The following is a 12852-nucleotide window of genomic DNA, read 5'->3' on the forward strand; positions in this document are numbered from 1 at the left end:
AGGGGGAAGACAGTGACACCGTCAGCACGGTCGCGGCACGCCTGCCATGACCGGCACGACCCCTGAAAGAGGAAACACAATGAAGCGTAGGGAATTCATCATGGCCAGCGCGGCCCTGGCCGCCACCAGCCTGCTGCCGAACACGCCGGCTTGGGCACGTGGCCGCAAGGTGCGCCTGGGTGTGATCGGCACCGGCATGCGCGGTCTGGTATTGCTGAAGGAACTGGTGCGCCGCGATGACGTGGAAGTGGTTGCCGTGTGCGACATCGAGCCGATCATGCTCGGCCGCGCCATGGACATGGTGGCCAAGGCCGGCAAACCTGCACCGCAAGCCTACGGCGCAGACCGTGACATGAATGCCTGGAAGCGCCTGCTGGAGCAGCGTGGCCTGGATGGCGTGATCATCGCCACCCCATGGGAACTGCATGCACCGATGGCGATTGCCGCGATGCAGGCCAAGGTCGCGGTGGGTTGCGAAGTGGTTGCCGGTATTACCCTGCAGGACCATTGGGATGTACTCAACACCCAGCTCAGCACCGGTACGCCGTACATGCTGCTGGAGAACGTCTGCTATCGCCGCGATGTGATGGCTGCATTGCAGATGGTGCGCGAAGGTCTGTTCGGCGAACTGGTGCACCTGCAGGGAGGCTACCAGCACGATCTGCGCGGGGTTAAGTTCAACGACGGCACGCCGGAGCATCCCTACGACAGTGGCGTGGAGTTCGGCGCCAAGGGTTGGTCGGAAGCACGCTGGCGCACCGAGCACTCGGTGCAGCGCAATGGAGAGTTGTATCCCAGCCACGGCATCGGCCCGTGCGCGATGTACACCGGCATCAATCGCGGCAATCGCTTCACCCATATCAATGCGTTTGCCAGCAAGGCGCGCGGCCTGCATGAGTACACCGTGGCCAAGAGCGGCGGCACCACGCATCCCAGCACCAAGGTAAACTTCAAGCTGGGTGACATCGTCACCACCACGCTGGCCTGCGAGAACGGCGAGACCATCCTGCTGCAGCACGACACCTCGCTGCCGCGCCCGTACTCGATGGGCTTCCGCGTGCAGGGCACCAAGGGCCTGTGGATGGACGTCAACCACGGCATCCACATCGAAGGCCGCAGCCCGCCGCACCAGTGGGAAGAGTTCAAGACCTACCAGGACCAGTACGAGCATCCGCTGTGGAAGCAGCATGCCGACACCGCTGCCAGCGCCGGCCATGGCGGCATGGACTGGTTCGTGATCCACGCCTTTGTCGAGGCGCTGAAGGCCAGGGCGCCGATGCCCATCGACATCTACGATGCAGTGACCTGGAGTGCGATCACTCCGTTGTCCGAACAGTCCATCGCCAACAGCTTCCAGACCCTGGAGTTCCCGGACTTCACCAAGGGCCTGTGGCAGCAGCGCAAGCCGATCTTCGCGTTCGACGGGAAGTACTAAAGCGCTATCCCAGGGGGAGGGCATGCTTTTGCCCCCTCCCTTTGCCGATGGCAAGGCGAGGGTTGCGGAGCGGTAGCGCTCGTGCACTAACGCCGGACAGCGCTCTCAGCCACCTCATCAACACCAGCCTCCACTTCCGGATTGGCATCCGCCACGGGTGAGGGGGGCGTGGAGGGCACCTCCGCTGGCGTGGCCAGCGTGTCGGTCGCGTGCCTGTCCAGCATCTTGGCCTTGCGCCAGTTACCCCAGCGGTAATAGGCCATCACCATCAGCATCGAGCAGAACGCGCTCACCGGGAAACTCCACCAGATTGCGTCCACGCCAAACTCTGGTTGCAGCAGTTTGGCGAACGGCACGCGGATGCCCCACATCGCCACTGCCAGGATCAACAGCGGCGGTACCACCGCACCGGTCGAACGGACCACACCCGACACCACGAAGGTCACGCCGAAGAACAGGAACGACCACACCGAGATGTGGTTGAGGTGGCGGCCGATTTCCAGCGCCGGGCTGTCGCCGGGCAGGAACAGCGCCAACGTGCTGCGATCAAGCAGGATGATCGGTGCGATCAGCGCCCCGGTCAGCAGGAAGTTGAACAGCACGCCGGTGCGTGCGGTGGCATGCACGCGGTCCCAGCGGCCGGCACCCACATTCTGTGCGGCCATCGAGGAGCAGGCCGCACCAATGGCCATCGCCGGCATCTGCACGTAGGTCCACAGCTGCAGGGCGGCGCCGTAAGCCGAGGCGGTCGCCACGCCGTAGGCGTTGACCATGGAGATCATCATGATCATCGCCAGCGAGATCACCACCATCTGCAAGCCCATCGGCACGCCCTTGATGACCAGTGCCTTGAGGATCACCGGGTCGATCTTCAGCAGCGCTGCATCCTTGCGCCCCAGCCACAGCATGTGGCGTTTGTTGCGCAGGTACAGCAGCATCGCCGCCAGCGCCAGGCCCTGTGCGAAGAAGGTTGCCCACGCCGCACCGGCCACGCCCAGTTCCGGGAACGGGCCCAGGCCGAAGATCAACAAGGGATTGATGCCGATATCCAGCAGCACCGACAGCAGCAGGAAGCGGAACGGCGTGCGTGCATCACCCGCACCACGCAGGGCCGCGGTCAGGAAGGCGAACGCGTAGATCAGCGGCATGCCGAGGAATATCACCTTCAGGTAGGCGTCGGCCATTGGCAGTGATTCGGCCGGTGTGCCCATCGCCAGCAACAGCCGGTGCGACAGGAACCAGCCGGCCACCGCGATCACCACCGACAGCCCGATGAAGAAGGTCGCGCTGGTGCCCATCACCCGACGTGCCTGCGGCAGATCCTTGGCGCCGATGGACTGGCCGATCAGGATGGTGGCGGCCATGCCGATGCCGAACACCGAACCGATCAGGAAAAACATGATGTTGTTGGCGTTGGCCGTGGCGGTCAGTGCCGCCTCGCCGAGGAACTTGCCTACCCAGATCGCATTGACCGACCCATTCAGCGACTGCGCCATGTTGCCGGCGAGAATAGGCAGCGAGAACAGCAGCAGGCTGCGCCCGATCGGACCTTCGGTGAGGGAGCGGGCTTGGCTGGCTTTCGACATTGGATGCCGCTGTTTTTAAACGAGGCAGGCACACTAGCATCTTGCAGGTGACGGCGCCGACCATTGGTATGCATCCCGGCAACCCTTGGTGCGCGGCGTTTTGAACGGAGACAACAGGAATACGATGAACCAAGAAGCCGTACCCGTCCCCAGCATTCGTCTTGATGTATGGCTGTGGGCCGCACGTTTCTTCAAGACCCGCAGCCTGGCCAAACAGGCGGTGGACACCGGCAAGGTGGAGGTCGAAGGGCAGCGTCCCAAATCCTCGCGTGCGATCCGCATCGGCGATGCCATGCGCGTGCAGCGCGGTGAGGAAGTGTTTGAGCTGCGCGTCAGCGGCTTGAGCGAAACACGCGGCTCGGCGCCGGTCGCGCAGGCGCTGTACGAGGAAAGCGAATCATCGCAGAAGGCGCGTGAGGAGGTGAGATTGCGCCGTGCGGCCGAACGCACCGGCTACCGCGCACCGGAACACAAACCCGACAAGCGTGCCCGCCGCCTGATCCGCGCGTTGGGTGATCTGGACGCGTTGTAATTCGCAGGAGCGGCCTTGGCCGCGAAGCCGGGATTCGACAGATACAGGCAATGTCTGTGATCTCAGGCAGCGCATGGAAAGAACGCGACAGCAGTAGTGCCGAGCCAAGCTCGGCAAGGAGCATTTCCTGTACAGCCTCATGCCGGGCATGGCTCGGCATTGCATCCGTTGCCGCTAGAAAAAACGCCACCGCAAGGGTGGCGTTTTCGTCAGGCTTGAAACACGTAGCGCTGGACTCAGCGCTTTCCGCTGCCCAGCAGGCCGCTACCGAGCTTGATCAGATCGCCGACGCCGAACTGGCCGTCACCATCCTGGTCCAGCACGCTGCCCAGCAGGCCGCCACCGATGCCGCCGGCCTGGGTGACCTGCTGCTTTTCCTGACCCAGGATCTGTGCCAGGCCGCCTGCATCGGTCTGGCTGCCACCGCTGGCCATGCGCTGCGCCAGGAAGGCCATCACGATCGGGGCCAGGATCTTCAGCAACTGGCTTGAACTGCTCGGGCTCAGGCCGGTGGCCTGGGCCAGGCCGGTTTCAGCACGGGTTTCATTGCCGCCAAAGATATGACCGAGAATGCCGGCGCCGTTGGCAGCCGGATTACCACCACCACCTCCGAGTACCGCACCCAGCACGCTGCTGATATCCAGCCCGCTGTGGTTGGTCTGCAACGCGCCCAGCAGCGCCTGCGCACCCTGCGGCTGCGCCGCGTTGTTGCCCAGGGCGCCCATCAACAAGGGCAGTGCCGCACTGACCGCACCGGATGCCTGCTGCGGGTCGATGCCCAGTTGCTGGGAAACCTGTTGCAGGGGCGCACCCTGCAGCTGGGAGAGGAGGTCGTCGGTCAGGCTCATGTTCTGGATTCCTTGCAATGGGTGGCAGAGCGGGATGTTAACTCTGGGAAGGGTGTTTGCGTGGAGCCTGACATCAACGCCCGGGATGCATCGCGTGCACCCCGGGCGTTGATGGAACCAGCAAGCCCCGCTTTGTAGGCGGGGCCGGTGAATCAGAGCTCGATGTCCTCGGCGCCGGGTGTGGCGGCGGGGAAATCGCTGCCCGGATGCGGCGGCGGTGCGAACGGATCTGCCGGTGCCGCCGAGGAGGCCAGCTTCTGCAGCGCGGCGGCGATGCCGGCACCGTAGGCGGGATCGGCCTTGTTGCAGTTGTCCATGTGGCGCTGCTTGATGAAGTCCGGCGCGTCGCCCAGAGCACGGGCGGTGTTGTCGAACAGGCGCTGCTTCTGCTCGGCGTTGTAGCTGCGGAACAGCGCGCCGGGCTGGCTGAAGTAGTCGTTGTCGTCTTCGCGGAAATTCCAGAAGTCGGCATCGCCACGGATCTTCAATGCCGGCTCACGGAACTGCGGTTGTTCCTGCCACTGGCCATAGCTGTTGGGCTCGTAATGCGGCAGGCCGCCGTAGTTGCCGTCCACGCGCATGGTGCCGTCGCGGTGATTGCTGTGTACCGGGCAACGTGCGGCGTTCACCGGAATCTGGTGGTGATTGACGCCCAGGCGGTAACGCTGTGCATCGGTGTAGGCGAACAGGCGCGCCTGCAGCATCTTGTCCGGCGACGGGCCGATGCCCGGCACCAGATTGCTCGGTGCGAATGCCGACTGCTCCACGTCCTGGTACCAGTTGTCCGGGTTGCGGTTGAGCACGAACTCGCCTACTTCGATCAGCGGGTAGTCGCTCTTGGGCCACACCTTGGTCAGGTCGAACGGATGGATGCGATAGGTCTCCGCTTCCAGCTCCGGCATGACCTGCACGAACAGCTTCCACTTCGGGAACTCGCCGCGCTCGATGGCCTTGAACAGATCACGCCCATGGCTTTCGCGGTCCTTGCCCACCAGCACTTCGGCCTGAGCATCAGTCAACGCTTCGATGCCCTGCTGGCTGTGGAAATGGAACTTCACCCAGAAGCGCTCACCGTCGTTGTTGGTGAAGCTGTAGGTGTGCGAACCAAAACCGTGCATGTGACGGAAGCTGCGCGGGATGCCGCGGTCGCTCATCACCACGGTCACCTGCATCAAGGCCTCGGGCAGCAGCGTCCAGAAATCCCAGTTGTTGCGTGCGCTGCGCAGGTTGGTGTGCGGGTCGCGCTTGACCGCCTTGTTGAGGTCGCCGAACTTGCGCGGGTCACGCAGGAAAAACACCGGGGTGTTGTTGCCCACCAGGTCCCAGTTGCCTTCCTCGGTGTAGAACTTCAGTGCGAAGCCACGGATGTCGCGCTCGGCATCGGCCGCGCCGCGCTCGCCGGCCACGGTGGTGAAGCGGGCGAACATCTCGGTCTGCTTGCCCACCGCCGAGAACAGCTTGGCGCGGGTGTACTTGCTGATGTCGTGGGTCACGGTGAAGGTGCCGAACGCGCCGGAACCCTTGGCGTGCATGCGCCGCTCGGGAATGATCTCGCGGTTGAGGTTGGCCAGCTTCTCCAGCAGCCACACGTCTTCCATCAGCAGCGGCCCGCGCGGGCCGGCGGTCTTGCTGTTCTGGTTGTCCACCACTGGCGCGCCAAAGGCGGTGGTCATCGGCGTCACCGGTGCATCGCCCTGCTTCTGCTTTGGCGTAGTGCTGGTGTCGCGCTGTGCTTGGGCGGCCTGCTCGGGCGAGGGCGCGGTGTGATACGGGCAGGTTGGCTTGTCGTTGCTGCTCATGGCTGGCTCCAGCTGGCTCAGGGGTCTATCTTGAACCGACTGTAGGCATGAATAGGTGAAATGCCTAATCGAATGATCTGCTCGCATCCATAGGGTTTGCCTATTGAATGGCCCGGGATGAATAAGCAATGTTTCCCGTTGCGACAGCCTTGCTGTCATCAAGCCCGAACGGCGGACCATGCGGCTCGCCCGTTATGCTGCGTGCCCACGAACTGCGGTTCTCCCAATGACCCAACGCGCCACCCGCTTGCTGCATCTGCTGGATGAACTACGCCGTCGTCGCAAGCCCGTGCGCGGCGCACAGCTTGCCGAGCGCCTTGGGGTGAGCCTGCGCACGGTGTACCGCGACATCGATGCATTGCGCGGGCAGGGCGCGGATATCGCCGGCGACCCGGGCATCGGCTATCAACTGCGCGCCGGTTTCCTGTTGCCGCAGATGATGTTCTCGGCCGAGGAACTGGAAGCCATCGTGCTGGGGACGCGCTGGGTGGCATCGCACGCGGACCCCGAACTGGCGGCCGCCGCCAATGCCGCCTTGGAACGCGTGACCGGCGTGCTGCCGGAGACCTTGCGCCTGCAGGTGGAAACCAGCGCGTTGTTCGCGCCGAAATGGCATGCCGTCAAACCCGAGCCATGGTTGCCGACACTGCGTCGCGCGATCCGCGCGGGCAACACTGTACGCATTCAGTACCGCGACGCCGCAGGACAAAGCAGCGAGCGGGTGATCTGGCCATTTGCAATGGCGTTTCTGAGTGAGGTCCGCTTGCTGGCGGCGTGGTGCGAGATGCGCGGCGATTTCCGTCACTTCCGCGCCGACCGCCTGGTGGCACTGGAAGACACGGCGCAACGTTATCCGGCGCAGCGTCATCAGTTGTTGAAGCGCTGGCGTGCGCAATGCATCACCGACGCTTGAAGCCTCACTGCTGACAGCAGCTGTCAGCAGCCCCTGCGCACACTGCAGGCTCCTTACAACGCAGGTGCCTGACATGTCCGACACGCTAACGTTCCATACCCATCCGCAATCGCGCGGGCGCATCACGCGTTGGATGCTCGAGGAAACGGGCCTGCGCTACGACGCGGTGATACTGGAGTACGGCACCAGCATGAAGTCCGCGCAGTACCTGGCGCTCAATCCCATGGGCAAGGTCCCAGCGTTGCTGCAGGGTAGTACGGTCATTACCGAGAACGCAGCGATCTGCCTGCATCTTGCGGATCTGGCACCCTGGAAGGGGTTGTTGCCGCCGGTGGGCAGCGCCGAGCGCGGTGCCTGCTACCGCTGGGTGTTGTTTGCGGCCGGGCCGCTGGAGGCTTTCGTCACCGATCGTCGTCATGGCTCGCTGGCACCGCCAATGGAAGCGGGTTATGGCACCGTCGAGGATCTGATGCACACATTGGAAACGGCGGTGGCCGGCAAGCGCTATCTGGTCGGCGATGGCTTCACCGTCGCCGATCTGTATATGGCCTCCTTCCTGAGCTACTACATGCGCGTCGGCGAGCTTGAGGCCAAGCCGGTGTTCACCGATTACTGCGCAGTCCATCTGCAGCGACCGGCGTCGGTGCGTGCGGGTGAGCTGGATGATGCGCTGGTGACCGCCCGTGCAGCCTGAGCCCGTCTGCTAGGAGTGGCCTCGGGCGCGAAGCTCGTCTGGACGCACCGAGGGCCGCTTTCGCGGCCCTCGGCATTTCGTTACAGCAAAGACTTCACGCGATACAACGCTTCCAACGCCTGCTTGGGCGTCAGCTCATCCGGGTCGATCGCCTGCAGCGCGTCCAATGCGGCCGAGCTTGGCGCAGCGAACAAACCAAACTGTTGTGGCGCATCCAATGCCTGTGGTGCCATCGCAGCGCTCTGAGTCTCGCCACCACGTTGTTCCAACTCGGCCAGGCGACGTCGCGCCTGGGCCACGGTGGAGCGCGGCAAGCCAGCCAGGGCAGCCACCTGCAGGCCGAAGCTGCGGTTGGCCGGGCCATCCTTCACGGCATGCATGAACACCAGGCTCTCGCCATGTTCCACCGCATCCAGATGCACGTTGGCGATGCCGCTGGCGCCGCCTTCGTGGCTTTCATCCGCCAAGGCGGTCAACTCGAAGTAGTGCGTGGCAAACAGCGTGTAGCAGCGGTTCTGGTACGCCAGGTGACGTGCCACCGCATCGGCCAATGCCAGGCCGTCATAAGTGGATGTGCCGCGGCCGATTTCATCCATCAACACCAGCGAGTGCGCAGTGGCGTGGTGCAGGATGTAACTGGTCTCGGCCATTTCCACCATGAAGGTGGACTGGCCCTTGGCCAGATCGTCACCCGCACCAATGCGGGTCAGGATGCGGTCGATCGGGCCGATCACCGCGCGGCTGGCCGGCACGAAGCTGCCGATGTGCGCCAGCAGCACGATCAAGGCGTTCTGGCGCATGTAGGTCGATTTACCGCCCATGTTCGGGCCGGTGATGACCAGCATGCGGCGGTCCGGATGCAGGTCGATGTCGTTCGGCTCGAACGGCGCATCGCGTACGGCTTCCACCACCGGGTGGCGGCCACGTTCGATACGCAGGCAGGGCGCTTCCTGCAACTGTGGCTGTGACCAGTCCAGCGCCTGCGCGCGTTCGGCGAATGCTGCCAATACGTCGAGTTCACTCAGGCCGGCCGCACAACGCTTGAGCGGTTCCAGGTGCTCGGCAATGATGTCGAGCAGCCCTTCGTACAACAGTTTTTCACGACTCAGCGAACGCTCGCGCGCGGACAATACCTTGTCCTCGAAGCTCTTCAGTTCCTCGGTGATGTAGCGCTCGGCATTGGTCAGCGTCTGCCGGCGGGTGTAATGCACCGGCGCCTTGTCGGCCTGGCCCTTGCTGATTTCAATGTAGTAACCGTGGACGCGGTTGTAGCCGACCTTCAACGTGGCGATGCCACTGGCCTCGCGCTCGCGCTGTTCCAGGTCGATCAGGAACTGGTCGGCATGCGTGGACAGGCGCCGCAGTTCGTCCAGCTCTGCGTCATAGCCTTCGGCGATCACACCGCCGTCAGACAACTTCAGCGGCGGTTGCTCGGCAATCGCGCTGGCCAGCAGATGGGCGCTTTCATCATGCGAACCCAGTTCGGCGCGCAGCTGCTGCAGGCGAGGGGAATCCAGCGGCTGCAATTGTTCGGTGATCGCCGGCAGCAACGCCAAACCATCACGCAGGGTGGAGAAGTCGCGCGGGCGTGCCGAGCGCAACGCCATGCGGGTGAGGATGCGTTCGATGTCGCCGAGCGCGCGGAAGCTTTCGCGTAGATCCGCATCGGTGCCGCGATCAATCAGTGTGGCGACCGCATGATGCCGTTGCTGCAGCACGTTGCGCAGGCGCAGCGGACGGTGCAGCCAGCGGCGCAGCAGGCGTCCGCCCATCGGCGAGACGGTGCTGTCGAGCACGCCGAGCAGCGTGTTGCGGGTATCGCCGTCAACCCGCGTATCCAGTTCCAGGTGACGGCGCGTGGCCGCGTTCATCGCGATCGCCTCACCGGCATTTTCCATCGCGATGGAAGTCAGGTGCGGCAGGCGCTGTTTCTGGGTTTCCTCGACGTAACCGAGCAGGGCACCGGCGGCGGCGGTGGCGCGTGGCTTGTCGTCAAGACCGAAACCGCTGAGGTCGTGCAGTTTGAAGAAGTTCAGCAACTGGCGACGGCCGCTGTCGGCATCGAACAACCACGGCGCGCGACGGCGCACGCCAACGCGCTGACGCAGGAATTCCGGCCACTCTTCTTCGTCGGGCATCAGCAGCTCGGCCGGCTCCAGGCGTGCCAGCTCGGCTTCCAGCGCGTCGTCGCTGTCGACTTCGTTGACCAGGAAGCGGCCACCGGCCAGGTCGGCCCAAGCCAGACCGTAGCCGGCCTTGTTGCGTGACAGCGCCATCAGCAGGGTGTCGCGGCGCTCGTCCAGCAGGGCTTCGTCGGTGACGGTGCCCGGGGTGACGATGCGCACCACCTTGCGCTCGACCAGACCCTTGGCCAGCGCCGGGTCGCCGATCTGTTCGCAGATCGCCACCGATTCACCCAGCGCGACCAGCCGTGCCAGGTAGCCCTCATAGGCATGTACCGGCACACCGGCCATCGGGATCGGCGCGCCACCGGAACTGCCACGCTGGGTCAGGGTGATATCCAGCAGGCGCGCGGCCTTGCGCGCATCGTCATAGAACAACTCGTAGAAATCGCCCATCCGGAAGAGCAGCAGCAGGTCGGGGTAATCGGCCTTGGCTGCGAAGAACTGCTTCATCAACGGGGTGTGTTCGGGCTTTTTCTCGGTCACGCGGTTTCCACTTCGATTGCCGGGCAGGAGCGCTGCCATAAAGGCGACATTGTAGGGGCAGGTCCCCCGCAGTACGAAGTGCACGAGCAGGGGCGGACTGGACCGCAGTCACCCGCCCTTGGCCGCGTCCAGCATCCGCTGCCGGAAGAACGGGTACAGCGCCGCGCTGAACAGCAGGGCCACCGTGGCATAGGCCAGCAACTGGGCGTCGGCGCCGAGTAGGGCGTACAGGCAATAGGCCACGGCACCGGCGGCAGTGAGTAGGCAGCCGGCGCGCAGCAGGCCGGTTTCGTTGCGTTCCAGCGTGGTGGCGGCGAGGGCGCCGGCTGAAAACAGGTAGGGGATGATGGTCAGCAACACCGCGATGTTGGTCAGCTGGTCGAACTGCCGTGCCAACGTCGGTGAGGACGTGACAAACAGCAGCAGGCTCATCAACACGGCCACGATCATCAGCCCGGTGCCGGGCATGCCATGGCGGTTGAGCTTGCAGAACACGCGGGGGAACAGGCCATCCTCGGCCGCCGCCTTTGCCGATTGCCCGACCAGCAGCATCCAGCCACCGAGGGCTCCGATGGATTTGAAGATCGCGCACAGGGCGATCACCACCACGCCCCACGGACCGACCATGAGCTGGGCGACATCGGCAAACGGGGCCGAAGAATCACGCAGCTGTTCCATCGGCACGATGCCCATGATCACCAGCGAGCAGCTGATGTAGATCACCGCTGCCAGTGCCAGACCCATCAGGGTTGCCAGGGGAATGTTGCGCTTGGGGTTGTCGATGACATCCGCAGACACCGCGGCGCTTTCAACCCCCATGAATGCCCAGAGCGCGATGGAGGCGCTGCGCGAAATGGCCGCGCTGTCTTCCATGCCGCTGACGTTCCAGCCCGTCTTGAACAAGGTCGCATCGAACCACCACCAGCCGGCGATGGCGATGCTCAGTATCGGTATCAGCGCCAGCAGCAGGGTGCCGGTTTCCAGCGCGCCGATCCAACGGGCGCCGCGTGCATTGGCCAGGCTCAGCAGCCAGATCACAGCCAGGGTGAAGCCAAGTCGCGGGTAGATGCCTTCCAGCCACGGCCACAGATGGCTCAGATAGCCGGTAACCACCAGTGCAATGGCGACGTTGCCGATCCAGTTGCCGAACCAGTAGGCGTAGTTGCTGACAAAGCCGATGTAGTTGCCGAAGGTGTCGCGCGCATAGGCATACGGGCCACCGGGTTGCGGATTGATCTGCGACAGGCGTGCGAACACCAGGCCAAGGGCGATGGCCCCGGCGGTGGCGATCAGCCAGCCGAACGACGAGATGCTGCCCACGGTGGCCAGGTTGGCGGGCAGCAGGAACACGCCGGTACCGATCATGTTGCCGGCAACCAGCATGGTGGCCATGGTCAGGCCCATCTTCTGCGGGGCAGGTTGGCTCATGTCCACGCCGGATCGGAAGTGAAGTCGATGGTGAGCCAGAAGCGTCCCGAGCGTGCATCCAGTCGGGTGGCGATGTCATCGCGCAGCCGGTCGACATCGCCGATGCTGCCGAGCTGGGTTTCCGGTTTGGTCAGGATGTGGATCTCGATGAACTGCATGCGCCCGATCTTGGCGACATGGCTGGTGAAGCCCTCGAAGCCATGTTCGGCGATGAACTGCTGCATCACCGTCTGTACCTGTTGATCCAGCTCATCCGGGGCGACCTGCAGCACTTCGCGTGCTGCCTTCCATGCCGCACGCAGCGGCACTGGCAGGGCGGCCAGGCTGATGCAGGCCAGCACCAGCGGGTCCATGTAGGGGATCCAGTGTTCATGCGCACCACCGCGCAGCGCCAGGGCGATGACAAAGGACAGCACCACGGCCAGGCTCATCAGGCCCGTCAACAACCACGCGCGCGCATCCAGCGCCAGCAGCCCCGATTGCAGCTTCCGCGCATGTCGGCCGATCCATATCGCCATGGCCAGATCCACCACGACCAGCAGTGCGGCCCATGCGAGTCCTGGACCAAGCCGGGCGTCGTGGCCGCCGTCACTGAAACCGATGACCGCATTGGCCAGCGCGTAAACGCAGGCCAAGCTGAGAATGGCACCACCCAGCGCCTCCACCATGGGTTCCAGATGCCAGAAGCCGTATTGAAAGCGAGGGCTCTGTTCGTTGGCCATCAGTCGCAGCACCGCCAACGCCACCAGCGTCAGTGCGACGTCGACCAGACTGTAGATGCCGTCGAACAGGATGGCCTGTGAGCGCGCCAGCATGCCGCCGGAGAAGCCGATCGCAGCGACAACGATGGTTGCCGCGATCGACAGTTGCAACACGCGTTGTTCTTGGCGGGTGCTGGTCATTGGTTGTATGGCAGGGCCTGGGCTGTTTGCTCAAGCCCCTCTCCCG

General features: G+C 64.2%; 10 protein-coding genes. 4 read left to right on the forward strand and 6 right to left on the reverse strand.

What is annotated here, in order from left to right; all coding sequences use genetic code 11:
• Positions 1 to 79 precede the first annotated feature (79 nt).
• Positions 80 to 1435: a Gfo/Idh/MocA family protein gene (locus ABB26_RS16350; RefSeq protein ID WP_057635778.1), complete on the forward strand. Its 1356-nt coding sequence runs from the start codon at positions 80 to 82 to the stop codon at positions 1433 to 1435.
• An 86-nt stretch (positions 1436 to 1521) separates the two neighbouring features.
• On the opposite strand, the gene ABB26_RS16355 is transcribed toward ABB26_RS16350, so the two are convergent.
• The gene (locus ABB26_RS16355) at positions 1522 to 3021 is read right to left on the reverse strand and encodes an MATE family efflux transporter (protein ID WP_057635779.1); all 1500 of its coding nucleotides are present in this window, start codon (positions 3019 to 3021) and stop codon (positions 1522 to 1524) included.
• Between the two features lie 124 nt (positions 3022 to 3145).
• On the opposite strand from ABB26_RS16355, the gene ABB26_RS16360 reads away from it, so the two are divergent.
• The gene (locus ABB26_RS16360; RefSeq protein WP_057635780.1) at positions 3146 to 3553 is read left to right on the forward strand and encodes an RNA-binding S4 domain-containing protein; all 408 of its coding nucleotides are present in this window, start codon (positions 3146 to 3148) and stop codon (positions 3551 to 3553) included.
• Positions 3554 to 3789: 236 nt separating this feature from the next.
• Here the strand turns inward: ABB26_RS16360 and ABB26_RS16365 are convergent, their stop codons facing one another.
• Positions 3790 to 4401 (reverse strand): DUF937 domain-containing protein, encoded by a 612-nt coding sequence (locus ABB26_RS16365; RefSeq protein WP_057635781.1) that lies wholly within the window; start codon positions 4399 to 4401, stop codon positions 3790 to 3792.
• 152 nt (positions 4402 to 4553) lie between these two features.
• Positions 4554 to 6200 (reverse strand): catalase, encoded by a 1647-nt coding sequence (locus ABB26_RS16370; RefSeq protein ID WP_425477271.1) that lies wholly within the window; start codon positions 6198 to 6200, stop codon positions 4554 to 4556.
• A gap of 226 nt (positions 6201 to 6426) precedes the next feature.
• Here ABB26_RS16370 and ABB26_RS16375 point away from each other — a divergent pair, with 226 nt between their 5' ends.
• Both ABB26_RS16375 and ABB26_RS16380 read left to right on the forward strand, forming a co-directional pair.
• Positions 6427 to 7113 (forward strand): helix-turn-helix transcriptional regulator, encoded by a 687-nt coding sequence (locus tag ABB26_RS16375; RefSeq protein ID WP_057635782.1) that lies wholly within the window; start codon positions 6427 to 6429, stop codon positions 7111 to 7113.
• 73 nt (positions 7114 to 7186) lie between these two features.
• Complete coding sequence (locus ABB26_RS16380; protein WP_057635783.1) at positions 7187 to 7807, forward strand: glutathione S-transferase family protein; 621 nt, start codon at positions 7187 to 7189, stop codon at positions 7805 to 7807.
• Between the two features lie 80 nt (positions 7808 to 7887).
• Here the strand turns inward: ABB26_RS16380 and mutS are convergent, their stop codons facing one another.
• The 3 genes from mutS to ABB26_RS16395 form a co-directional block, all read right to left on the reverse strand.
• Positions 7888 to 10443, reverse strand: a complete 2556-nt coding sequence (mutS, locus tag ABB26_RS16385; protein ID WP_245626252.1) for a DNA mismatch repair protein MutS — start codon at positions 10441 to 10443, stop codon at positions 7888 to 7890.
• A gap of 141 nt (positions 10444 to 10584) precedes the next feature.
• Complete coding sequence (locus tag ABB26_RS16390) at positions 10585 to 11904, reverse strand: amino acid permease (RefSeq protein WP_057635785.1); 1320 nt, start codon at positions 11902 to 11904, stop codon at positions 10585 to 10587.
• Positions 11901 to 12779, reverse strand: a complete 879-nt coding sequence (locus ABB26_RS16395) for a cation diffusion facilitator family transporter (protein WP_245626251.1) — start codon at positions 12777 to 12779, stop codon at positions 11901 to 11903. Before ABB26_RS16395 ends, ABB26_RS16390 begins: the two co-directional genes overlap by 4 nt.
• Between the last annotated feature and the right edge of the window lie 73 nt (positions 12780 to 12852).

Source organism: Stenotrophomonas humi (assembly GCF_001431415.1).
GTDB lineage: Bacteria > Pseudomonadota > Gammaproteobacteria > Xanthomonadales > Xanthomonadaceae > Stenotrophomonas > Stenotrophomonas humi.